General features: G+C 68.8%; 22 protein-coding genes. 20 read left to right on the plus strand and 2 right to left on the minus strand.

Annotated features, from left to right (window positions below):
* The first annotated feature begins 83 nt into the window (after positions 1 to 83).
* From ACFOPH_RS06550 to ACFOPH_RS06560, 3 genes are all read left to right on the plus strand, one after another.
* The gene (locus tag ACFOPH_RS06550; RefSeq protein ID WP_312552059.1) at positions 84 to 1,049 is read left to right on the plus strand and encodes a hypothetical protein; all 966 of its coding nucleotides are present in this window, start codon (positions 84 to 86) and stop codon (positions 1,047 to 1,049) included.
* A gap of 129 nt (positions 1,050 to 1,178) precedes the next feature.
* Positions 1,179 to 2,528: a hemolysin family protein gene (locus tag ACFOPH_RS06555; RefSeq protein WP_312552057.1), complete on the plus strand. Its 1,350-nt coding sequence runs from the start codon at positions 1,179 to 1,181 to the stop codon at positions 2,526 to 2,528.
* 137 nt (positions 2,529 to 2,665) lie between these two features.
* Positions 2,666 to 3,112 carry a hypothetical protein gene (locus tag ACFOPH_RS06560; RefSeq protein ID WP_312552056.1) on the plus strand — a complete coding sequence of 149 codons (447 nt, stop codon included), beginning with the start codon at positions 2,666 to 2,668 and terminating at the stop codon, positions 3,110 to 3,112.
* A gap of 8 nt (positions 3,113 to 3,120) precedes the next feature.
* Here the strand turns inward: ACFOPH_RS06560 and ACFOPH_RS06565 are convergent, their stop codons facing one another.
* Entirely contained in the window at positions 3,121 to 3,747 is a 627-nt protein-coding gene (locus ACFOPH_RS06565; RefSeq protein WP_379734287.1) for a LysE/ArgO family amino acid transporter, read from the minus strand.
* 107 nt (positions 3,748 to 3,854) lie between these two features.
* On the opposite strand from ACFOPH_RS06565, the gene ACFOPH_RS06570 reads away from it, so the two are divergent.
* The 7 genes from ACFOPH_RS06570 to ACFOPH_RS06600 all read left to right on the plus strand — a co-directional run bounded on the left by ACFOPH_RS06570 (position 3,855) and on the right by ACFOPH_RS06600 (position 8,695).
* Positions 3,855 to 4,748: a LysR family transcriptional regulator ArgP gene (locus ACFOPH_RS06570; RefSeq protein WP_379734289.1), complete on the plus strand. Its 894-nt coding sequence runs from the start codon at positions 3,855 to 3,857 to the stop codon at positions 4,746 to 4,748.
* 58 nt (positions 4,749 to 4,806) lie between these two features.
* Positions 4,807 to 5,757: an alpha/beta hydrolase gene (locus ACFOPH_RS06575; RefSeq protein ID WP_379734291.1), complete on the plus strand. Its 951-nt coding sequence runs from the start codon at positions 4,807 to 4,809 to the stop codon at positions 5,755 to 5,757.
* Positions 5,758 to 5,839: 82 nt separating this feature from the next.
* Positions 5,840 to 6,643, plus strand: a complete 804-nt coding sequence (locus ACFOPH_RS06580) for a prolipoprotein diacylglyceryl transferase family protein (protein WP_379734293.1) — start codon at positions 5,840 to 5,842, stop codon at positions 6,641 to 6,643.
* A gap of 88 nt (positions 6,644 to 6,731) precedes the next feature.
* Positions 6,732 to 7,064, plus strand: a complete 333-nt coding sequence (locus ACFOPH_RS06585) for an ArsR/SmtB family transcription factor (RefSeq protein WP_312552522.1) — start codon at positions 6,732 to 6,734, stop codon at positions 7,062 to 7,064.
* Positions 7,061 to 7,492, plus strand: a complete 432-nt coding sequence (locus ACFOPH_RS06590) for a YeeE/YedE family protein (protein WP_312552511.1) — start codon at positions 7,061 to 7,063, stop codon at positions 7,490 to 7,492. The genes ACFOPH_RS06585 and ACFOPH_RS06590 overlap by 4 nt, the downstream gene beginning before the upstream one ends.
* 10 nt (positions 7,493 to 7,502) lie before the next feature.
* The gene (locus tag ACFOPH_RS06595; RefSeq protein ID WP_379734295.1) at positions 7,503 to 7,937 is read left to right on the plus strand and encodes a DUF6691 family protein; all 435 of its coding nucleotides are present in this window, start codon (positions 7,503 to 7,505) and stop codon (positions 7,935 to 7,937) included.
* Between the two features lie 56 nt (positions 7,938 to 7,993).
* Positions 7,994 to 8,695: an MBL fold metallo-hydrolase gene (locus ACFOPH_RS06600; protein ID WP_312552515.1), complete on the plus strand. Its 702-nt coding sequence runs from the start codon at positions 7,994 to 7,996 to the stop codon at positions 8,693 to 8,695.
* Positions 8,696 to 8,703: 8 nt separating this feature from the next.
* On the opposite strand, the gene ACFOPH_RS06605 is transcribed toward ACFOPH_RS06600, so the two are convergent.
* The gene (locus ACFOPH_RS06605) at positions 8,704 to 10,104 is read right to left on the minus strand and encodes an aminotransferase-like domain-containing protein (RefSeq protein WP_379734297.1); all 1,401 of its coding nucleotides are present in this window, start codon (positions 10,102 to 10,104) and stop codon (positions 8,704 to 8,706) included.
* 185 nt (positions 10,105 to 10,289) lie between these two features.
* Between ACFOPH_RS06605 and ACFOPH_RS06610 the strand changes: the two genes are divergently transcribed.
* From ACFOPH_RS06610 to ACFOPH_RS06655, 10 genes are all read left to right on the plus strand, one after another.
* Positions 10,290 to 10,538 (plus strand): hypothetical protein, encoded by a 249-nt coding sequence (locus tag ACFOPH_RS06610; protein ID WP_312552517.1) that lies wholly within the window; start codon positions 10,290 to 10,292, stop codon positions 10,536 to 10,538.
* Positions 10,539 to 10,630: 92 nt separating this feature from the next.
* Positions 10,631 to 11,974, plus strand: coding sequence for an amino acid permease (locus ACFOPH_RS06615; RefSeq protein ID WP_312552518.1), 1,344 nt, complete (start codon positions 10,631 to 10,633; stop codon positions 11,972 to 11,974).
* Positions 11,975 to 12,069: 95 nt separating this feature from the next.
* A complete protein-coding gene (locus ACFOPH_RS06620; protein WP_379734300.1) occupies positions 12,070 to 14,445 on the plus strand; it encodes a putative bifunctional diguanylate cyclase/phosphodiesterase in 2,376 nt (791 codons plus the stop codon).
* A gap of 135 nt (positions 14,446 to 14,580) precedes the next feature.
* Positions 14,581 to 15,129 (plus strand): TetR/AcrR family transcriptional regulator, encoded by a 549-nt coding sequence (locus ACFOPH_RS06625; RefSeq protein ID WP_379734302.1) that lies wholly within the window; start codon positions 14,581 to 14,583, stop codon positions 15,127 to 15,129.
* A gap of 1 nt (position 15,130) precedes the next feature.
* Entirely contained in the window at positions 15,131 to 16,804 is a 1,674-nt protein-coding gene (locus ACFOPH_RS06630; protein WP_379734304.1) for an MFS transporter, read from the plus strand.
* Between the two features lie 26 nt (positions 16,805 to 16,830).
* Positions 16,831 to 18,078 (plus strand): HlyD family secretion protein, encoded by a 1,248-nt coding sequence (locus ACFOPH_RS06635; RefSeq protein ID WP_379734306.1) that lies wholly within the window; start codon positions 16,831 to 16,833, stop codon positions 18,076 to 18,078.
* Positions 18,075 to 19,463 carry an efflux transporter outer membrane subunit gene (locus ACFOPH_RS06640; protein WP_379734308.1) on the plus strand — a complete coding sequence of 463 codons (1,389 nt, stop codon included), beginning with the start codon at positions 18,075 to 18,077 and terminating at the stop codon, positions 19,461 to 19,463. The genes ACFOPH_RS06635 and ACFOPH_RS06640 overlap by 4 nt, the downstream gene beginning before the upstream one ends.
* A 281-nt stretch (positions 19,464 to 19,744) precedes the next feature.
* On the plus strand, positions 19,745 to 20,977 hold the full coding sequence (locus tag ACFOPH_RS06645; RefSeq protein ID WP_312552774.1) for a 3-methyl-2-oxobutanoate dehydrogenase (2-methylpropanoyl-transferring) subunit alpha: 1,233 nt from the start codon (positions 19,745 to 19,747) through the stop codon (positions 20,975 to 20,977).
* Positions 20,978 to 21,047: 70 nt separating this feature from the next.
* Complete coding sequence (locus ACFOPH_RS06650; protein ID WP_379737872.1) at positions 21,048 to 22,055, plus strand: alpha-ketoacid dehydrogenase subunit beta; 1,008 nt, start codon at positions 21,048 to 21,050, stop codon at positions 22,053 to 22,055.
* Positions 22,055 to 23,440: a dihydrolipoamide acetyltransferase family protein gene (locus ACFOPH_RS06655; protein WP_379734310.1), complete on the plus strand. Its 1,386-nt coding sequence runs from the start codon at positions 22,055 to 22,057 to the stop codon at positions 23,438 to 23,440. Before ACFOPH_RS06650 ends, ACFOPH_RS06655 begins: the two co-directional genes overlap by 1 nt.
* Positions 23,441 to 23,442: the final 2 nt, after the last annotated feature.

Below are 23,442 nucleotides of genomic sequence, written 5' to 3' on the forward strand. Positions count from 1 at the left end.
CCGCACCGTACGTGGTCGTTTCCCATTGACAAGATCAGTCTGCCTGACGAACCATGAGCTAACCATCATCTCATGTGACCACCATGCGCCGCCAGCTCCGCAAAAACCTGCTTCCCTCATCCACTCCCCGGCAGAACCACACCAAAACCGCCGCCAAACCGGAGACACGCCGCACACGCGACTACATCCTGGTCATTGCGGCAATCCTGTCGCTTCTGGCCACCTTCCTCACTTTGGTCGGGTATGGCCTGACACTGTCCATCTTACAGTTCAACCTGCCCCACGAAACCTTGTTCGGTACCACGCTCGACCTTCTCGACCTTTCTCTCTGGATGGTCCTTTACTTCTTCGAGAGCTTTTTCCGCATGTCCCTCCTGGGGGAAGCAGTGGGCTACCTCATCAGCCTGTGGTGGACGATACCCGTGGTGTTCATCGTTTTGTTTTCCTGCGGGCTGTATTTCAAGTACCGGTCCCACGTCCCCTACCGTCCGGCACGCAAAACCAACTGGATAAACTGGTTCAGGTTCAGGCGCGAAGCCAGCGTACGTACATTGGCGTTCCAGACCGGCGCCTACAGCCTGGTCGTCCCGGCCACGTTCATCCTCCTTTCCGTCTTCGGCGCCGCTGCGACTGTCTGCGCCGCATTACTGCTGGCCAACGCGCCCATGATCGGCATGAATGCCGGCGACCGCTATATCAAGGAGTATGTCGTCGGACCGGAACAGTGCGCACCGCCGCGCACACGGCTCGAGCGCATCAAGCCAGGGGCGAAGACGGAAGGGACCGCGAAACTCGCAAACTGCGTCCGGATCAGGAACGAACGGGGGCTGTGCGAACAGGGACGCGTCGTTTTCGCGACAACCGGCGCCATCGTGCTGTTCGAGCCCGCTACCGGCCATGCCTTCAGGGTGCCGACCAAGGACGCCGTGATCGATACCCTCGCCAGGCTCGACGGCCCCGCGACTTGCACGGTACCGGCGCGCAACGCCACAGCCACGGGTACGCCGGCCGAAGCGTCCCAAGCGAAAGAAACCGGGACGCGCGGATAGCCTGGCAATGCCGCACGGCCCGTTTCCTACGGTGCGAAGCCAGTCCCGTACGTCATGCGATGATGGTTCCCAGCGCACCCGCGCCCCGGAACCCGGCCCGGCCCGCCGGTTGGAGACACGCGCCGCACCATGACCGACATCCTGATCATCCTCTTCCTGATCCTCCTGAACGGTGTGTTCGCGATGTCCGAACTGGCGCTGGTCTCCGCCAAGCGCCTGCGCCTGGAAAAGCAGGCCGAGGAAGGCAGCCGCGGTGCCCATGCGGCGCTGAAGCTGGCCGACAACCCCAGTCATTTCCTCTCCACCGTCCAGGTCGGGATCACCCTGATCAGCATCTTCAACGGCGCCTTCGGCGAAGCCTCGCTGGTGGCGCGCCTGGTGCCCCGGCTGGAATCGATGCCGCTGACCCAGCCCTACGCCTACCAGATCGCGCTCGGCGTGGTGGTGGTCTGCATCACCTTCGCTTCGATCATCCTCGGCGAACTGGTCCCGAAACGGATCGCCATGCAGTACCCGGAAGCGATGGCGACCCTGATCGCGCCGCCGCTGCGTATGCTGTCGACCATCATGTCGCCTTTCGTCAAGGTCCTGGCCCTGAGCACCGAGGCGATCGCGCGCCTGATCGGGATCGGCGGCCACAAGGCCGAGACGCCGACCGAGGAAGACATCACCGGCATGATCAAGGAAGGCACCGACGCCGGCGTGTTCGAGAAGACCGAATACGACATCGTCTCGCGCGCGCTGCGCCTGGACGACCGCCACCTGAAGGCCCTGATGACGCCGCGCGTGGACATGGTCTTCATCGACCTCGAAGGCGAGCGCGGCGCCCTGCTGCAGCGCATTGCCGACAGCCAGTACAGCCGCTTTCCCGTGTGCCGCGGCGACCGCTCGCAGGTGGTCGGCTTCATCCATACCGGCGTCCTGTTCGAACAGGCCGTGCGCGCCGGCTCGCTCGACGCGATCGATATCGAAGCGGCGGTGCAGGAGATCCTGTACGTGCCCGAGACGGTGAGCGCGATGGGCGTGCTCGAGCTGTTCAAGAAGAACAACGCCGAGCTGGGCCTGATCGTCGACGAGTACGGCGACATCCAGGGCATGGTGACCATGACCGACCTGATGAGCGCACTGGTGGGCGACGTCACCGTGATCGGCGAGGAGCACGACCCGGATGCGGTGCAGCGCGAGGACGGCAGCTGGCTGCTCGACGGCGGCATCATGCTCGACCGTTTCCGCGACCTGTTCGCGTCCGGGGTGCGCTTCCCGGCCGAGGAAAACGGCGCCTACCACACCCTGGCCGGCTTCCTGCTCTACCAGTTCGGCTACATCCCGCGTCCGTCCGAGAGCCTGGTGTGGGATGCCTGGCACTTCGAAGTGGTCGACATGGACGGCAACCGGATCGACCGCATCCTGGTGACGCACACGCCGCTGCCGCCGGCGCCGGCGCCCGACGAGGAGCACGCGGGCGGGCGCGACGCCTGAGCCGGGTCGGCGGCTGGCGGTAGCGCGGCAGCGCGGCAGCGGCGGTAGCATTTGCTTACACGAACTGCGAGTTAGCGAACGGAGCCATTCTCCGGAACGGCGCACACTAGGATAAAACCTTGCGCCCGGAGCCTGAAATGACCAAGCGATTCACCTTTGCCACCACCGTACCCGCCTCGGTCGACGAGGCCTGGTCGTGGTCGACTTCCATCAGGGGCATCAAGTCGGAGATGTGGCCGATCCTGAAGATGACCTTCCCCAAGGACCTGACCCATATCGGCAAGGAAACCACGCTGCAGAAACCCATCTGCCGCTGCCAGTTCCTGCTGCTCGGCCTGTTCCCGATCGACATGTCGAAGCTGACCTTCGTCGAACTCGAGCCGGGCCGGCGCTTCGTCGAGCAGTCGCCGCTGCTGTCGATGCGGCTGTGGCGCCACGAACGCATCGTCACGCCTTCGCCCGAGGGCACGGTGGTGACCGACAACGTCGAGTTCACGCCGCGCTTCGCCGAGCCGGTGGTCGGCTGGTTCGTGAAGCGCTTCTTCGAGCACCGCCACGCGGTGCTGTCGCGCTCGCTCAGGTAACCAGGTCACTAGCCGCGCAGCACCAGCGCCGCCAGCGCCAGCATCAGGACGCCGGTGCAGGCCTCGATGGCGCGCCACACCGCCGGCCGCCCGAGCACGCTGGCGCAGCGCCGCGCCAGCAGCCCCAGGGCGGCGAACCACAGCAGCGAGGCGACCATCGCGCCGGCCGCGAACGAGGAGCGGTGCTCCAGCGCCAGGCTGTTGCCGACCGCGCCGAGCAGCACCACCGTGTCCAGGTAGACGTGCGGATTCAGGAGCGACATCGCCAGCACCGCCACCAGGGCCTGGCGCGCGCCGCCGGCCGCGGGCGCGTCCGCCAGCCCGGGCGCGGGCGTGGGCGCTCCCGCGCCGCGCCAGCTGCTGGCCAGGCAGCGCAGTCCATACCAGAGCAGGAAGGCCGCGCCGCCCCAGCGGCAGGCCGCCAGCAGCGCCGGCGACTCCTCGACCAGGGCGCCGAAGCCCGACATGCCGAGCGCGATCAGGCCGACGTCGACGACCACGCAGGCGGCCACCGTCAGGGCGACGTGGCGTCCGCGGACGCCGGTGCGGATCACGTGCGCGTTCTGGGCCCCGATGGGCATGATCAGGCTGGCGCCCAGGCCCAGTCCCTGCATGAATATGTGTTGCGAAAACATCTGTCCGGCTCCGATATGCTGTACTGTCAAGCCGGCAGTATCGGGGGCAGCGCCTGCTTCTTCAATTATATTAATGCTTTCTAAATATGGTTAAGCGGGGCTAATCCATGCAGATCGATCCTCGCCGCAGCGCGGCTTTCATCGCCGCGATCGACGGCGGCAGCCTGGAGGCGGCCGCGTTCCAGCTGCGCATCACGCCGTCGGCGGTGTCGCAGCGCATTTCCGCGCTCGAGCAGGAACTCGGCACGCCGCTGCTGGTGCGTACCCGGCCCTGCCGCCCGACCGCGCCCGGCATGCGCCTGCTGCAGTTCCTGCGCCGGCGCGCCCTGCTGGAACAGGAATTCATGGCCGAACGCGACAGCGAGGCCGGGCCGGTGCGGGTCGCGCTGGCCGTCAACAACGACACGCTGGCGACCTGGCTGCTGCCCCTGCTGGCGCCGCTGCTGGTCGCGGAGGACCTGCTGGTCGAATTCGTGCTCGACAACCAGGGCCACACCTTCGCCCTGCTGGAGCAGGGCCAGGCCGTAGCCTGCATCTCCGGCGAAGCCGAACCGATGCGCGGCTGCACGGTCGAGCCGCTCGGGATGATGCGCTACCGCATGGTGGCGGCGCCCGCCTTTGCCCAGCGCTGGTTCCCGCAGGGCCTGGATCGCGACGCCGCGCGCAGGGCGCCGGTGATGGTGTTCGACCGCAAGGACACGCTGCAAACCCAGTTCCTGCTCCAGCACCTGGGCCTGCCCGAAGGCAGCTATCCCTTCCACTACGTGCCGGCCAGCGATCCCTACGTGCAGGCGATCCGCCTCGGCCTGGGCTACGGCATGCTGCCGCTGGAGCAATGTGCGGACCTGCTCGCCGCCGGCGCCCTGGTCGACCTGGCGCCCGACCTGCATGTCGACGTGCCGCTGTACTGGCATGCCTGGCGCATCCAGCCGGCGCGGCTGGAGCGCATGGGCGCGGCGCTGGTCGAGGCGGCCCGGGGGCAGCTGCTGCCGATCGCATGAACATGGACGGCTCGGCCGTGTAGAATGAGAAGCATTCTCATTTAAAACCAGAACACCCATGTCCGACTCCTTCCCGCCGATCCGTTTTTCCCGCCGCCGCCTGCTGGCCGCCGGCGCCGCCGGCTGCGTCCTGCCGCTCTCCTTCGCAAGCGCAGCCGCTCCTGCCGCTCCTGCCGCTCCTGCCGATCCTGCCGGCGCCTGGCAGGCCGCCACCCTGCCCCAGGGCCTGCAGCGCGACATCGCCTCGACCATCACCGGCCAGCGCTACCGCATCTACCTCAACGTCCCGGCCACGCCGCCGCCCGCCGCCGGCCACCCGGTGCTGTATGCCCTGGACGGCAACGCCAGCTTCCCGGCCCTGGCCCTGATGGCGCGCACCGCCGCCAGCCGCAGCCGCGAAACGGGCCAGGCGGCGCCGGTGGTGGTCGGCATCGGCTATCCGAGCGGCCAGGATTTCGGCGGCGGGCGCACGCGCGACTACACCCCGCCCACCGCCGACGCGCCCGCGGGCGAAGGCGGCGCCGAACGCTTCCTCGACTTCATCGAGCGCGAACTCAAGCCGCTGGTGGCGGCGCTGGCGCCGCTCGACCTGTCGCGCCAGGCCCTGTTCGGCCATTCCTACGGCGGCCTGTGCACCCTGCACGCGCTGTTTACCCGTCCGGCGATGTTCCAGGCCTACCTGGCGTCCAGTCCCTCGATCTGGTACCGTGAACGCGCCGTGCTCGGCGGCCTGGCCGGCCTGTCGCAGCGGCTCGCCGCCCTGCCGGCGCGCCCTGGCCTGATGCTGGCGGCGGGCGAGCACGAACAGCCCGCCGCCGGCGCGGCCCTGAGCGACCGCCAGGCGCTCGCCGCCCGGCGCCGCATGGTCGACGAGGCGCGCGAGCTGGCCGCCAGCCTGCAGTCCGGCGACCAGCTGGCGCGCGTGCGTTTCCACCTGCTGGCCGGGGAAAACCACGGTTCGGCCATGTTCCCGGCGATGGCGCGCGGGTTCGAATTTTTCCTCGCTTGAAAATCGTCGTTCTTTACCCGTCTTAATTAACCGTTAATATTGATGAGTTAGTATCCGCGCAAACAACCCGCAGGAGAAGCGCTTGGATGCAGTCAGCCTCGGGCCCCTGGCCCTCCCGGTGCGCGTGCTCGCGCCGCTCGCCGGCGTCGTCGCCGCCACCCTGGTCGTGCTCTGGTGGCGCCGCCGCCACGGCGTCGACGCCGACCCGGCCCTGTGGCGCATGCTGCTGTGGGGCTTCCTGGCGGCCCGCGCCGCCTTCGTCCTGAAGCACTTCGACGCTTATTCGGCGGCGCCGCTTTCCATCCTGGACATCCGCGACGGCGGCTTCGTCGCTTTCGCCGGCCTGCTGGTGGCCTTTGCCGTCGGCTTCGAGCGCGTGCACCGCGATGGCGCGCTGCGCCGGCCGCTGCTGGCCGCCGCGCTGGCCGGCGTCGCGGTCTGGACCGGGGCGAACTTCGCCGCGGTGGCCGGTGCGCCGGTAGCGCCGCCGCTGCCCGAACTCGCCCTGAAACGCCTGGACGGCGGCAGCGTCGACCTGCGCTCACTGGCCGGCAAGCCGATGGTGGTCAACCTGTGGGCGACCTGGTGCCCGCCCTGCCGGCGCGAGATGCCCGCCCTCGGCGCGGCCCAGGCCGCCCACCCCGAAGTCGAGTTCGTGTTCGTCAACCAGGCCGAGGACGCCGCCACCGTCGCGCGTTACCTCGACGGCGCCAGGCTGACGCTGGCCAACGTGCTGATCGATCCGATCCGTGCGCTGGCGCGCGCGACCGACGTCAAGGGTTACCCGACCACCCTGTTCTACGACCGCCACGGCAGGCTGGCGGCGCGCCACATGGGCGAGCTGTCGCCGGCCCAGTTGCGCGAACGGCTCGAGGCACTGCGTTAGCCGTCGGCCAGATCAAGCTTTTGCCTCAATCTATTGATCGATAAAATATTAAACTGTAGAATAACGATCCTGAAGGAAAACGACCATGATGGAACACACCGCCCCGCTCGACCTGCAAGCCATGCGCGAAGCCGCCGGCCGCGCCCGTGGATTGCTGAAAGTGTTGTCCAACCCCGACCGCATGCTGCTCTTGTGCAAGCTGGCCGAGGGCGAACACAGCGTGGGCGCGCTCGAGGCGGCCATCGGGATCGCCCAGCCGACCCTGTCGCAGCAGCTCGCGGTCCTGCGCGACGAAGGCCTGGTGCAGACCCGGCGCGCGGGCAAGCAGATCCATTATTCGATTTCCAGCCCCGAGGCGCTGGCGGTGATGCGCACCCTCTACGCCCTCTATTGTCCAAGGCAGGAAGGAAGTCCCCCATGAACATCGACTGGCAGCATTTCACCCCCTGGATGTCGCTCTCCGGCGGCATGCTGATCGGCCTCGCGGCCACCCTTTTCATCCTGCTCGAAGGCAGGATCGCCGGCATCAGCGGCATCCTCGGCGGCCTGCTGGCGCCAAAGCGCGGCGACATCGCCTGGCGCCTGCTGTTCCTCGGCGGCCTGGTGGCCGCGCCGCTGGCCTGGACCCTGTTCGCGCGAGCGCCCGAGGTCCGCATCGACGCCGACCTGTCCACCCTGGTCGTCGCCGGCCTGCTGGTCGGCATCGGCACCCGCTACGGCGCCGGCTGCACCAGCGGCCACGGCGTGTGCGGGGTCTCGCGCCTGTCGCCGCGTTCGCTGGTGGCCACCACGGTGTTCGTCGCGGCGGGTTTCGTCACCGTGTGGCTGCTGCGCCACGCATTCTCTTGAGGAGGCTGCCATGCAACTCATCGTCTCCTTCGGCATCGGCCTGCTGTTCGGCCTGGGCCTGATCGTCTCCGGCATGACCAACCCGGCCAAGGTGCTGGGCTTTCTCGACCTGGCCGGCCGCTGGGATCCGTCGCTGCTGTTCGTGATGGGCGGCGCGATCGCGGTCGCCGCGATCGGCTTCGCGTTCGCCGGGCGCCGCCGCCAGGCCGTGCTGGGCGGCCCGATCCGCATGCCGACCGCCACCGCCATCGACCGCCGCCTGGTGCTGGGCAGCGTCGCCTTCGGCATCGGCTGGGGCCTGGCCGGCTTCTGCCCGGGTCCGGCGATCGCCTCGCTGGCGGCCGGCGCGATCGAGCCGCTGATCTTTACCGCCGCGATGGTGGCGGGCATGGGCCTGTTCGCGCTGCTCGAATCGCCGCGCGGCCGGAGCCCGAAGGCCGCCTGAAGCGCAACGTGAAGCGCGGCGTCGCTTAGAATACTCGTACTTGACGAGGAGAAACCATGCAAGTGAACCCGATCCAGCTGTTCGACGTCGAGTCGTCGACCTTCACCTACATCCTGGCCGCACCGGGGTCCATGGAGGCCGTCATCGTCGACCCGGTCGACCGCCACTGCGAGCGCGACCTGGCCCACCTGGCGCGCCTCGGCCTGAAGCTGGCCTACGTGCTCGAGACCCACGCCCACGCCGACCACGTCACCTCGGCCGGACGCCTGCGCGAGCGCACCGGCGCCCAGGCCTGCGTGCCGAGCGGCTGCGGCATCGCCCCGGCCGAGGTCCAGCTGGACGACGGCGACGTGATCCGCTTCGGCGCGAACGAGGAGATCGTCGTGCTGCACACCCCCGGCCACACCGCCGGCAGCGTCAGCTTCCTCTGGCGCGGCAACGTGTTTACCGGCGACACCCTGCTGATCGACGGCTGCGGCCGCACCGATTTCCAGAGCGGCAGCGCTGGCGACCTGTACGACAGCGTGACGGAAAAGCTGTTCCGCCTGCCGGACGCGATCCGGGTCTGGCCCGGCCATGACTACAAGGGCCAGAGCGTGTCGACCATCGGCTGGGAAAAGCGCCATAACGCGCGCCTGGCCAAGCGTTCGCGCGAAGACTTCATCGCCCTGATGGACAACCTGAACCTGCCGCGCCCGAAGCTGATGGACATCGCGGTCCCGGCCAACCGCCAGCTCGGCCTGCCGCACGCGGCCTGAATACCCGGCTAGACCACCGCAGCACCGCAGGACTCAGGTCGTCGCGCCAGCAGTCCGGACAAGCGCTGCAGGCCCGCCTGCAGGCGGCCGCGCTCCTTGATGCTGCCCAGGCAGATCCGGATCGCATTCACGGAAGCGCCGTCCATGGCGAAGGCCTCGGCCGGCGTGACCGCGATGCCCTCGCCGTCCGCCGCCCGCGCAAACTGGAAAGCGTTCCAGTAGCCCGGCAGCGCGAGCCATACATGCAGCCCGTCCCCGCTCCCGCTGTAGCGTCCGGCAAGCATATCGGCCGCCATCCGCTGGCGCAGGCGCGCCTCGCTGCGCACGCCTGCCATCAGGGCGGCGGCCGAACCGTCGCCTATCCATTGCGTGGCCAGCGCCGCCGTCAGCGGCGCGGCCATCAGCGCGAACGACCGCAGCGCGGCCAGGAAGCGTTCCCGCTCCCGCGAATCGTGTATCCGCACGAACGCGATACGCAAGCCGGGCGTCAGGCATTTCGACAGGGTCGAGATGTAGGCGACATGTTCGGGGGCGAATGCGGCAATCGGCGGCGGCGCGGCGTCGGCAAGCAGCCAGTACGGATCGTCCTCGACGATGCGCACCTTGCAGCGCTGCGCGATGGCGGCGAGCTCCTTGCGCCGGCGTTCCGGAATGGTGACGGCGGTCGGGTTCTGCAAGGTGGGATTCAGGTAGACCAGCCCAGGCCGGTGCCGCTGGCAGGCTTCCTCGAGCATCCGGGGGACCATCCCGTCCCGGTCCGCTTCCACCGCCACGATACGCCGCCCGGTCTGGGTCGCCGCCGCGCGCAGGCCGGGATACGCCGTCGGCTCGGCCAGGATGACGGCGCCGGGCTCGGTCAACGCCAGGATCAATGCCGCGAGCGCCGCCTGCGCCCCCGGGCAGACCAGGACCTGCGCCGGATCGACCTGCCCGAACATCGGCGCGAGCCAACCGGCGCCGGCCCTGCGCTGCGCATCGCTGCCCCCGCCCAGGTGGTAGGTCATCAGCGACGCGTTGTCCGCCCGCATCAGTACCTGGGACAAGCCCTGTTTCAACAGGTCGTCGAAGTCCACGCCCGCCGGCGGCGGCGGGGTATTCATGCTCAGGTCGAGCACCGGGGCCAGTTCGACTTGCGGCGCGGCGACATACGTGCCGCGCGCGCCGCGGCCCTCGAGCAGCTTGCGGCGCCTGGCTTCGTCGTAGGCGCGGGTGACCGTCGTCAGGTCGACGCCGAGTTGCGCCGCCAGCCGGCGCTGCGGCGGCAAGCGCTCGCCCGGTGTCAGCGATCCCTCCGCCACCGCCGCCTGCAGGGCATCCGCAATTTGCAGGAAACGCGGCCCCTTGTTCCCGGCCAGGTGCGGCAGCCAGCTTGGCGCATCGTCATCTTGTATGGTATTCAACTGGGACATTTTGTCTCGATGTATGGATCTTGCTTTTAAGTAGAATGCCTGGGAACGGGGAGCAAGACCACCCCTGCATGGAAGCCGCCGACGTTTTCTCTCCCTCATCCACTCGCGGCATCGGCGCGGCAGCGCCGCGCACGATGGGGAGGGCCACGTAGTAGCCTGGAAATAACCTGGAAATATTCAACATCATGGATTGGTTCCCGATAGTCGCCGTTGCCTTCAAGTTTATCGTGCTGGGCACCGGCATGTTCTTCGCCGTCAAATGGCATTACGATCAGGGGAAGAAGGGCAAGCAACTGGAGAAGGTGGCCGAGAAGCGCGCGGTACTGCGCGCGGCCCTCAAGGTGACGGCGCTGTTCCTGGTGTCGCTCGTGATCCTGGTGTTCCTCACCTTCACCCTGGCCAGCCGGCTCGGCCTGGATTTGGGCTTCCCATGACGCCTGGCCGTCGGCCGCGCGCGCCGCAATTGCACGCCGGCATCGCCAACATGCATTAGAATCCTTTACTTTTGCATACTGGCTCAGCGGCAATGGCAGAAGCGACGCAACAACTCAAACGGGGCCTGAAGGGCCGCCACATCCAGCTCATCGCCCTTGGCGGCGCGATCGGCACCGGTCTTTTCCTCGGAATCGCCCAGACCATCCAGATGGCCGGTCCCTCGGTGCTGCTCGGCTACGCCGTGGCCGGCCTGATCGCCTTTCTGATCATGCGCCAGCTGGGCGAAATGGTGGTGGCCGAGCCGGTGGCCGGCTCGGTCAGCTACTTTGCCGACAAGTACGGCGGCCACATGGCCGGCTTCGTTACCGGCTGGAACTACTGGATGATGTACATCCTGGTCAGCATGGCCGAGCTGTCGGCGGTCGGCGTCTACGTCCAGTACTGGTGGCCGGAAATCCCGACCTGGGTCTCGGCGCTGGCCTGCTTCCTCGTCATTAATTCCTTCAGCCTGCTCAACGTGCGCGCCTTCGGCGAGCTCGAATTCTGGTTCGCGGTGATCAAGGTGGTGGCCGTGATCGGCATGATCCTGTTCGGCGGCTGGCTGCTGGCCTCGGACAGTGCCGGCCCCGAAGCCGGCGTGGCCAACCTGTGGCGCCACGGCGGCTTCTTCCCGAACGGCGTTGGCGGGCTGGTGATGGCGATGGCCGTCATCATGTTCTCGTTCGGCGGCCTGGAGCTGATCGGCATCACCGCCGCCGAGGCCGACAATCCGGAGAAGACCATCCCGCGCGCCACCAACCAGGCCCTGTACCGGGTGCTGATCTTCTACGTCGGCGCCCTGTTCATCCTGCTCTCGCTGTTCCCGTGGCAGAAAGTCGTCAGCGGCGGCAGTCCCTTCGTGCTGATCTTCGCCGCCCTGAACAGCAACGCCGTGGCGACCGTCCTGAACGTGGTGGTGCTGACCGCGGCCCTGTCGGTGTACAACAGCGGCGTCTACGCCAACACGCGCATGCTGTACGGCCTGGCCAGCCAGGGTAATGCGCCGGCCTTCCTCAAGCGCCTGACCAACAGCGGGGTGCCGCTGCCGGCCCTGGGCGTGTCGGCCGCGGCCACCCTCGCCTGCGTGCTGGTCAACTACGTGATGCCGGCCGAAGCCTTCGGGATGATGATGGGCCTGGCCGTGTCCGGCCTGATCATCAACTGGGCCACGATCTCGCTGGTGCACCTGCGCTTTCGCGCCAGCCACGCGGGCAAGCCGACGATCTTCCCGAGCCCGGTCCATCCGCTCTCGAACTGGCTGTGCCTGGTGTTCCTGGCAGGCATCCTGGTGATCATGTACCTGACGCCGGGCATGCGCGTCTCGGTCTACCTGATTCCGGCCTGGCTGTTGCTGCTCGCCATCGGCTACCTGCTGCGCCGGCGCCGCATGAAGTAAGCGCCGCAGGCCGGGCGCGGGCAGGCACGGCTTGCTTGCGCCATGCCTGCCGCGAAGCGGTTACCATGCCGGCTGGAGACTCCAGCAGCCCAGGCATGAATATTCTCGAACAGCGATTGGGGCGCGGCCACGCCGCCGGCGCCGATCCCGGCGCCACCGTCATCGCCGACGGCGGCCAGCGCGTGCTCGGCGCCAGCCCGGAATTCCTGGCGCGCACCGGGCTCGCGCTGGCCGACGTCGCCGGGCGCAGCCTGGCCGAACTCGGCGCCATGCTCGAACGCAGCCGCGTCCTGGCACAGCCGGCCGGCCTGCACGTCGTTCCGGTCGGCGCGGCAGGCGGCGTCGCCTACCATGCCGCAACCCTGTTCGAGGCGCCCCCGGCGCAGTCCGGCGACCGGCCGCGCAACTTCGACGAGCTGCTCGACCACATCCCGGCCGGCGTGGTGGTCTGCGCGGCCGACTCGCGTGCCCTCTTCGCCAATCGCCACGCGCTCGAGCTGCTCGGGCCGGCGCTCGACAAGATGCGCGCCTACCCGGCCGACTCCGGCACCTGGGCAATCCTGCGCGCCGACGGCAGCGTCCTGCCGCCCTCGCACTATCCGGTCAACTGCGTGCTGCGCACCGGCGAGATGGTCAGCGACGTGGTGGTCGGCCTGCCCGGCCCCAGCGTGCGCTGGCTGATCGTGAATGCCTATCCGGTGTTCGGCGCCGGCGGCCAGGTCGGGGAAGTGGTGGTCTGCTTCACCGACTGCACCGAATTGAAACGGGTGGAACGCTCGCTGCACAAGTCGGAGGAGCGCCTGCGCCTGGTGCTGCGGGGGTCGACCGACGGCTCCTGGGACTGGGACCTGGTCCAGCACCAGCTCTATTATTCGGAACGCTGGTGGGAAATGATCGGCTATGCGCCCTCCGAGCAGGAAGCGGACGAGCGCACCTGGCGCACGTTCGTGCATCCGGACGACCTGCCGCGCGTGCACGAATATCTCGAGCGCGTCATGCTATCGACGGAGCGCAGCTATCACATCGAGATGCGCCTGCGCCACCGCGACGGCCACTACGTGCCGGTGCTGGCGCGCGGCTTCGTGCTGCGCGACGAGGATGGACGCGCGGTGCGGCTGTCCGGCACCAACACCGACCTGACCGAGGCCAAGCGCGCCGAGCAGCGCATCTACGAGCTGGCCTATTTCGACTACCTGACCGGGCTGCCGAACCGGCGCCTGCTGATCGAACAGCTGGGCAAGATCCTGACCCGCGCCGCGCGCACGCGCCAGTACGGCGCCCTGCTCTTCATCGACCTGGACAACTTCAAGCTGCTCAACGACACCCTCGGCCACGACGTCGGCGACCATCTGCTGCGCCAGGTGGCCGAGCGCCTGCGCCACACGGTGCGCGAGAGCGACCACCTGTCGCGCCTGGGCGGGGACGAATTCGTGGTGGTGCTCGAGAACCTGGGCGAATCCGAGGCCGCGGCCGTGCACGAGTCCCAGCTCATCGGCGGCAAGCTGCTGGCGGCGCTGGCCCAACCCTATTTCCTGGCCGGGCGACGCAGCATGAGTACCCCCAGCGTCGGCGTGGCCGTGTTCGGGGCCGGCGCCACCAGCGTCGAGCTGCTGCTGCGCCAGGCCGACCTGGCGATGTACCGCGCCAAGGCCGAGGGGCGCAACACGGTGCGTTTCTTCGACCCCAGCATGCAGGCCGCGGCCGACCGCCAGATCGAACTGGAGAACGACCTGCGCGACGGCATCCGGCGCGGCCACTTCGAGCTGCATTGCCAGCCCCAGTTCGACATCGACGGCGCGCTGGCCGGCGGCGAGGTCCTGGTGCGCTGGCGCCACGCGCTGCGCGGCCTGGTGATGCCGGGCGAATTCATCGGCCTGGCCGAAGCCTGCGGTCTGATCGTACCGCTCGGGAAGCTGGTGCTGGCCGAGTCCTGCCGCGTGCTGGCGCGCTGGGCCCGGGACGAGCGCCTGCGCGAGCTGACGCTCGCGGTCAACGTCAGCGCCCAGCAGCTGCGCGAGGCCGACTTCGTGGGCAGCGTGATGGACGCGCTGCACGACAGCGGCGCCGACCCGCGCCGCCTGTGCCTGGAGCTGACCGAAAGCGTGTTCGCCGAGAACGTCGAGGACGTCAGCGCGAAGATGAACGCACTGCGCGCCCACGGCATCCGCTTCGCGCTCGACGACTTCGGCACCGGTTACTCGTCGCTGAGCTACCTGCGGCGCTTCCCGCTGGCGGAACTGAAGGTCGACCGCAGCTTCGTCAAGGACCTGCCGGGCGACGCCCACGCCGGGGCGATCGTCGAGGCCATCCTGGCGCTCGCGCGCACGCTCGACCTGACGGTGGTGGCCGAAGGCGTCGAGACGCGCGAGCAGCGCGACTTCCTGGCCGGCCACGGCTGCCAGGTGCTGCAGGGCTACCTGCTGGGGCGGCCGATTCCCATCGAGGACTTCGAACGCCGCTACGGCAGCTGAGCGCGCACTATCCTCGCGTGCGCTAGGCACTGCCGCAACGCAGTATTCTAGTAGCAAAGCGACAAGCGGCGCCCCGGCACGGACGGCAGGTTTCCCCTTATCCGCTTCCGACCAACCGGACAAAGGTGTCCCCACTTGACGATCTTCAGATCCGACGCCGCGCTGCGGCGCGACCAGATCCTCGACGCGGCCGACGCCGTGTTCTCCAGCCACGGCGTGACCGCGCCGCTCGACCTGGTCGTCGCGCGCGCCGGGGTCGGGCGCGCCACCCTGTACCGCAATTTTCCCGACCGCGCGGCCCTGGTCGACGCCCTGCTCGCCCGCGCCCTCGCCGGACTGGAGGACGAGGCCGGCGAACTCGGCCTGTTCGACCTGCTCGAACGGGTGGCGCTGCGCATCGCCGCCTCGCCGGCCGTGACCGACTACTGGCGCGCGGTGGAACCCGGCCACCCGATGGCGAAGACCGGGCGCGAGCGCCTGGCCCGCCTGTTCCGTGCGCCGCTGGCGGCCGCCGTCGACGACGGCGCCTGCCGCGCCGACCTGCGGCCGGCCGACGTCGTCCTGCTGTGCGGCATGCTGGGCGCGGCGCTGCGCGGCGCGACCCCGGCCACGCGCCGGACCCAGGCGCGGCGCGCGCTGGAACTGCTCACCGCCGGCATCGCCGCCCCCGGACGGAGCGGCTAGCATGGTGCAACTGCTGAAACCGACGCCGCACTGGGAGGAACACGAAAAACCCACCCTGCCCGGCTCGCCGGCCATGCCCTACCACACCCCGGCGGTGCGCGCCGCCTACGCCTGCGTGGCGCTGCTGGTCGGGATCACGGGCGGGCTGGGCAACGCACTGGTCACGGCCAACCTGCCGACCATCCAGGGCCAGCTCGGTTTGACGCCCTCGGAAGGGGCCTGGCTGCCGGCCGCCTTCGTGATGGTCAACATCACGGCAAACATGCTGGTCTTCAAGTTCCGCCAGCAGTACGGCATGCGCCTGTTCACCGAGATCGGGCTCGGCCTGTACGCGGCCGTCACCGTGCTGCACCTGTTCGTCGGCGGCTTCGCGCTGGCGGTCGCGGTACGCGCCGCCAGCGGCTTCGCCGGCGCTGCCGCCACCACGCTGTCGATGCTCTACATGTTGCAGGCGGCGCCGCGCGCCTATACCGGCAAGATGGTGGTGCTCGGGGTCGGCATCCCGCAGCTGGCCACGCCGCTGGCCTGGTTGCTGTCGCCGACGCTGCTGGTGTTCGGCCAGTGGCACAACCTCTACCTGTTCGAGGCCGGGCTGGCCCTGTGCTCGCTGGCGGCGGTGGTGGTCCTGAAGCTGCCGCCGGGGATGCACATCAAGGTCTTCGAAAAACGCGACTTCCTGACCTTCGCCCTGATGGCCCCCGGCGCCGCGATGCTGGTCGCGGTGCTGGCCCAGGGCTATTCGCACTGGTGGTTCGACGAGCCCTGGCTGGCTTACCTGTTGATGGGCGCACTGGTCCTGATCCTCGCCGCGCTCTACCTCGAGCACCACCGCGCCAATCCGCTGCTGCAGACGCGCTGGCTGGTCACGCCCAACATCCTGCGTTTCGTCGTCGGCGCCTTCCTGATCCGCTTCCTCACCTCCGAGCAGACCTACGGCGCGGTCGGCCTGCTGCGCACCCTGGGCATGGGCCCGGACCAGATGCAGCCGCTGTTCGGGGTGATCCTGCTCGGCACCATCGCCGGCATGCTGGCCAGCGCGCTGACCTTCAGCCCGAAGACCCTGATCCCCCAGCTGATCGCGGCGATCGTGCTGTTCGGGCTGGCGGCGATGCTCGACTACGGCCGCACCAGCATGGACCGGCCGCAGGACTTCTACGTCAGCCAGTTCCTGGTGGCCCTCGGCAGCGGCATGTTCATGGGGCCGCTGGTCCTGCTCGGCATCACCCAGGCGCTGAAGTTCGGCCCCAACTACGTCGTCACCTTCACCGTCGTGCTGTCGATGACCCAGACCCTGGGCGCGATGACCGGCTCGGCCATGCTGAGCACCTACCAGCTGCACCGCGAGCAGGTGTATTCGACCGAGCTGGTGGCCGACGTCAACCCGACCGACCCGCAGGTGGCCCGGCGCCTGCAGCTGCAGCAGGGCATCTACAGCCCGCTGGTGCTCGACCCGGTGCAGCGCGCCGCCCAGAGCGCGGCCCTGCTGTCCCAGATCACCCGGCGCGAAGCGAACGTACGCGCCTTTAACGACGTGTTCGCCCTTTCCGGCATCCTGGCGCTGCTGTTCCTGTCCTGGTCGCTGTTCGTGGCGGTGCGCGCCGCGATCCGCAACCGCAGGGCGGAAGCGGCAGCCGCCTCCGACAACCCGGCGCCGGCTGGCGCCGCCAACCGCTGACGCACGAAGCACGAAAGACACGACGCATGAACGACCCGAGGCATCCCATCCGCGAAGAAACCGAAGAAGCCGCCGCCAACCCGCCGGTGCCGGGCGATTCGGACGATGGCACGGCCGTGCCGGCGCAGTCCGCATCCCCTGCGGCCGGGCCGGCGTCGTCCTCCTTCTCTTCTTCACCTGCCCCCGCTCCCGCTCCAGCGCCCGCGCCGCCGCCCAAGAAGATCCGCGCCACGCCGGCCACGATCGGCATCATGCTGGTGGTGGCCGCGGTCGGCATCGCCCTGATCATGTGGGCCTGGCACATCGGCCCCTTCAACAGCACGCGCATGAGCACCGACAACGCCTACGTGCGCGGCGCGATCACGGTGCTCTCGCCGCAGGTGAACGGCTACGTCGACGAAGTGCTGGTCAAGGATTTCCAGTACGTGAAGGCAGGCCAGGAACTGCTGCGCATCGACAACCGCATCTACGCCGAGCGGGTGCGCCAGGCCGAGGGCCAGCTCGCCAACGCCGTGGCCCAGCTGGAAAACGCGGCCCAGACCCAGGCCCAGAACCAGGCGACGCTGGGCGCGGCGCGCGCCAACCTGGCCGCGACCCAGGCCGAGCAGGCGCGCGCCCGCGCCGAACAGGGCCGGGTCGACGAGCTGGCCGAACGCGGCTCGGTGTCGCTGAGCGAACGCGACCGCGTGCGCACCTCGGCGCGCCTGGCCGGGGCCAACGTCCTGAAGAACCAGGCCGACATCGACATCGCCCAGCAGCGCATCAAGGCCACCGAGGTCGCGCGCGGCGGCCTGGAAGCCCAGGTGAAGATCGCCGAGGCCCAGCTGGCGCTGGCGAAGATCGACCTCGCGAACACCGTGATCCGGGCGCCGCGCGACGGCCAAGTCAGCGAAGCCTCGGTACGGCGCGGCCAGTACGTGACGGCCGGCTCGCAACTGCTGTTCCTGGTGCCCGACCAGCTGTGGGTGGTGGCCAACTTCAAGGAAGGCCAGACCTGGCGCATGCGCATCGGCCAACCGGCGCGCTTCTCGGTCGACGCGTTCGAAGGCGCGACCCTCACCGGCCACGTCGAGCAGATCGCGCCGGCCACCGGCTCGGAGTTCTCGGTGCTGCGGCCGGACAATGCATCGGGCAACTTCACCAAGGTGGTGCAGCGCCTGCCGGTGCGCATCGCGATCGACGCCAACCAGGAGCTGGCACGGCGCCTGCGTCCCGGCATGTCGGTGACGGCCGAAGTCGACACCGGCGCCCAGCCGCGCGAGGGTGCACGATGAGGCGGCGTCGCTTCGCCGGCCTGCTCGGCGCCCTCGGGGCGGGAACGCTGGCCGGCTGCATGCCGGCCGTGAAGCCGGCGCCGGCGCTGACGCGGGTGACGCCGCCCGCCGGCTGGCGCGAGCCGCAGGAAGCCACGGTGACGGTCGATGCGCAATGGTGGCGCAGCTTCGGCGACCCGGTCCTGGCGCGCGTGGTCGAAGCGGCGCTGGCGCGCAACAGCGACGTCCTGCTCGCCGTGGCCCGGGTCGAGCAGGCGCGCGCCGAGGCCGAGGTGGCGGAGGCGGCGCGCCTGCCCGCGCTCGACCTGGCGGTGGGAGTGCGCGCCGGGCGTACGCTCGAATCGATCGGCATCAACCATAGCCGGGCGCTGCAGCCGTCGCTGCAGGCGAGCTGGGAACCCGACATCTTCGGCCGCATCCGCACCCAGGCCGAGGCCGCCACGCTGCAATACCGCGCCACCCAGGCCGAGCGCGACGCCGCGGCGCTGGGCGTGGCCTCCGGCGCCGCCCAGAACTACGTCGCCCTGCTGGCCCTGGATGCGCAGTTGCGGATCACGCGCGACACCGTGGCCTCGCGCGCCGAAGCCCTGCGCCTGGCGAGCGACCAGGCGCGGGTCGGCTACATCTCGCAGCTGCAACTGACCCAGGCCCAGTCGGAGTACCAGTCCGTCGTGCAGTCCGTGCCGGAACTGGAACTGGCGGTGCGGCGCCAGGAGAACGCGGTGCGCCTGCTGGCCGGCGAACTGCCGGGCGACGTCGCACGCGGCAGGGCCTTCGAGGACCTGGAGCTGCCGCCGGTGCCCGCGGCCCTGCCCTCGGAACTGCTGGCGCGTCGGCCCGACGTCGCCCAGCGCGAACTGCTGCTGGCCGCCAGCGATGCCGCCCTGGCCCTGCGGCGCCAGGCCTTCCTGCCGCGCATCACCCTCAGCGCCCAGCTCGGCGCCGTGCTGGTGAGCGCGCTCGACTACGATCCGGTCAAGATCTGGAGTATCGGCGGCAGTGTGCTGGCGCCCCTGTTCGAAGGCGGGCGGCTCACGGCGCAAGTCGAGGCGGCGGCCTCGCAGCGCGACCAGGCGGCCTTTGCCTACCGGCGCACGGTGCTGACCGCCTTTTCCGAGGTCGAAAATGCCCTGGCCGGCGTGCCGCGCCTGCGCGACCAGGTCGGCCACGCCCTGCAGCGCCGCGAGATCCTCACCCGTTCGCTCGGCTATGCGCGCGACCGTTACCAGGCCGGTTACGCCTCTTATCTCGAGGAATTGGACGCCCAGCGCAATCTCTACCAGGTGGAGTTGAACCTGGTTACGCTGCGGCGCACACAGATCGATAACCTGATCGGGCTATACCGGGCGCTCGGTGGCGGATGGACGGCGTCTGCGGTGTCGTGAGGCAATTCTAGTGAGCAGACGTTTGGCCGGGCTCCGGTTTGCGTTGGGTGCCGCGTGCTACTGTCGCGGCGGATGTGGGTACGGGACCCTGCGCGACAGGCTGAGGGTAACGATAACCGCGTGACCTTGACTGACACGCAAATGCCCCGGCACCCACCGATTTTTCCTGCTTCCATGCTGCACAGCAGCACGAAAATACTTCGATGCAATGCCCGTGCGCGGCCTTGCAGGACTTATCATTTCTGCTTGCCGCACATCACCTCACAAAGGGAAAGCGAATTATGAGCCAGGGTAATCCTCTGTCGCTGCACGTCCCGGAGCCAACCGGCCGTCCGGGTTGCAAGACTGATTTTTCGTATCTGCAGTTGTCGAAAGCCGGAGAAGTCCGCCGGCCCGACGTGAACGTCCAGTTCGGCGAGACCGCCGACCTGGTGTCCTCCCTGATCCGCGTGCTCGACGAAGACGGCAATGCCGTCGGACCGTGGGCGCCCGAGATCGCCCCCGAGCAGCTGCGTTTCGGGCTGCGCACCATGATGAAGACCCGCATCTTCGACGCCCGCATGGTCATCGGCCAGCGCCAGAAGAAGATGTCCTTCTACATGACCTCGCTCGGCGAGGAAGCCATCGGCACCGCGCATTCGATGGCGCTGAAGGACGGCGACATGTGCTTCCCGACCTACCGCCAGCAAAGCCTCTTGATGGCGCGCGAGTACCCGATGGTCGACATGATCTGCCAGCTGCTCTCGAACGAGCGCGACCCGATGAAGGGCCGCCAGCTGCCGGTCATGTACTCGGTCAAGGACAAGGGCTTCTTCTCGATCTCCGGCAACCTGGCGACCCAGGTGCCGCAGGCGGTCGGCTGGGCCATGGCATCCGCGATCAAGGGCGACACGAAAATCGCCTCGGCCTGGATCGGCGACGGCGCCACCGCCGAAAGCGACTTCCACACCGCGCTCACCTTCGCCCACGTGTACCGGGCGCCCTGCATCGTCAACGTCGTCAACAACCAGTGGGCGATCTCGACCTTCCAGGCGATCGCCGGCGGCGAGAGCGTGACCTTCGCCGCGCGCGGCGTCGGCGCCGGCATCGCCTCGCTGCGGGTCGACGGCAACGACTTCCTGGCCGTCTACGCGGCATCCTGCTGGGCCGCCGAGCGCGCCCGCAACAATCTCGGCCCGACCCTGATCGAATGGGTGACCTACCGCGCCGGCCCGCACTCCACCTCCGACGACCCGTCGCGCTACCGCCCCGCGGACGACTGGTCGCGCTTCCCGCTGGGCGACCCGATCGCCCGCCTGCGCCAGCACCTCACAAAAATCGGCGCCTGGTCCGACGACGAGCACGAACGCGTCCAGGCCGAACTCGAGGCCGAGGTCCTGGCCGCGCAGAAGGAAGCGGAACAATACGGCACGCTGGCCGATGGCCGGGTGCCGAGCGCGGCCTCGATGTTCGAGGATGTCTACAAGGACATGCCCGAGCACCTGCGCCGCCAACGTCAACAACTGGGGGTGTGAGATGGCACGCGACGATAACGATAGCAATTCGGCCGGCAACGAGCCGGTCGCCGAAGTGAAGACCAGCCAGATGACCATGATCCAGGCCCTGCGCTCGGCCATGGACGTGATGCTCGGCAAGGACGACAACGTCGTCATCTATGGCCAGGACGTCGGCTACTTCGGCGGCGTGTTCCGCGCCACCGACGGCCTGCAGGCGAAATACGGCAAGCCGCGCGTGTTCGACGCGCCGATTTCCGAAGGCGGCATCGTCGGCACCGCGGTCGGCATGGCGGCCTACGGGCTGCGCCCGGTGGTCGAGATCCAGTTCGCCGACTACTTTTATCCGGCGACCGACCAGATCGTGTCGGAAGCGGCGCGCCTGCGCTACCGCTCGGCCGGCGACTTCACCGCCCCGCTGACCATCCGCATGCCATGCGGCGGCGGCATCTACGGTGGCCAGACCCACAGCCAGAGCCCGGAGGCGATGTTCACCCACGTCTGCGGCCTGCGCACCGTGATGCCCTCGAACCCCTACGACGCCAAAGGCCTGCTGATCGCCTCGATCGAGAACGACGATCCGGTGATCTTCCTCGAGCCCAAGCGCCTCTACAACGGCCCCTTCGACGGCCACCACGACCGCCCGGTCGTCTCCTGGGGTAAGCACCCGATGGGCGAAGTCCCGGAAGGCTATTACACCGTCCCGCTCGACAAGGCGGCCGTGTTCCGTCCCGGCGCCGACCTGACCGTGATCACCTACGGCACCATGGTCTGGGTCTCGGAAGCGGCGGCGCTGGAGACCGGCATCGATGCCGAGATCATCGACCTGCGCACCCTCTGGCCGCTGGATCTCGACACCATCGTCGAGTCGGTGAAGAAGACCGGCCGCTGCGTGGTCGTGCACGAGGCGACGCGCACCAGCGGCTTCGGCGCGGAACTCGCCTCGCTGGTGCAGGAACACTGCTTCTATCACCTGGAAGCCCCGATCGAGCGCGTCGCCGGCTGGGACACGCCCTATCCGCACGCGCAGGAATGGGCGTACTTCCCCGGCCCCGACCGTGTCGGCGCCGCGTTCAAACGTGCGATGGAGGCGAAATAATGGGTATTCACGTCATCAAGATGCCTGACCTCGGCGAAGGCATCGCGGAAGTCGAAGTCGTCGCCTGGCACGTCAAGCCCGGCGACACGGTCAAGGAAGACCAGGTGCTGGCCGACGTCATGACCGACAAGGCGACCGTCGAGATCCCCTCGCCGGTGAACGGCGTCGTCACCGCGCTCGGCGGCAAGCTGGGCGAAGCGATGGCCGTCGGCGCGGAACTGATCCGCCTCGAGGTCGAGGGCGCCGGCAACTATAGCGGCGACAAGAACGGAAACACTACGGCAGCGCGCCGGCAGACGGAACCCGCCGTTTCGGCGCAGGCGGCGACGGTCGACGAATTCCCGCCGATCACGGTGGCCCAGCCGGAGACGGTCGTCACGACCGTGACCAGCGAGGAAACCGCGGCGCCGGCCCATGCTGCTGCGCCGCCGGCATCGAAGCCGCCGGCACCCTCCTATACCCAGAGCGGCGGTCACGGCGCTTCCCCGGCCCACCACGGCCGCGCCGCCGGCGAAAAGCCGCTGGCCGCGCCCGCCGTGCGCCAGCGCGCCTGGGACATGGGGATCGAGCTGCAGTACGTGACCGGTTCCGGTCCCGCCGGCCGCATCACGCACGCCGACCTCGACGCCTATGTGGCGCGCGGCCAGAAGAAAGCGGCCGAAGGCGACCGCCGCTATGCCGTGCTGGAAGGCGAGCAGGCGATGCCGGTGATCGGCATGCGCCGCAAGATCGCCGAGAAGATGCAGGAAACGAAACGCCGCATCCCGCACTTCACCTATGTCGAGGAAATCGACGTCACCGAACTGGAAGCGCTGCGCGTGCAGCTCAATGCCCGCTATGCCGGCCAGCGTCCGAAGCTGACGCTGCTGCCGCTGATCATGCGCGCCGTGGTGCTGGCGATCCGCAAATACCCGTCGGTGAATGCCCGCTTCGACGACGACGCCAACATCGTCACCACCTACAATCCGGTCCATCTCGGCATCGCGGCCCAGACCGACGCCGGCCTGATGGTGCCGGTGGTGAGGAATGCCGAGGCGCGCGACCCGTGGTCGGCGGCCGCCGAGGTGGCGCGCCTGGCGGAAGCGGCGCGCAGCGGCAAGGCCCTGCGCGAGGAACTGAGCGGCTCGACCATCACCATCACCAGTCTCGGCGCCCTCGGCGGGATCGTCACCACGCCGGTCATCAACCGTCCGGAAGTGGCGATCGTCGGCGTCAACCGCATCATCGACAAGCCGGTGATCCTGGATGGCGCCATGGTCGCGCGCAAGATCATGAACCTCTCGTCCTCGTTCGACCACCGGGTGATCGACGGCATGGTGGCCGCCGAGTTCATCCAGACCATCCGCGGCTACCTCGAGTGCCCGGCAACCCTGTTCGTGGAGTGAGC

The organism is Massilia haematophila (genome assembly GCF_042647645.1).
Classification (GTDB): domain Bacteria; phylum Pseudomonadota; class Gammaproteobacteria; order Burkholderiales; family Burkholderiaceae_D; genus Telluria; species Telluria haematophila.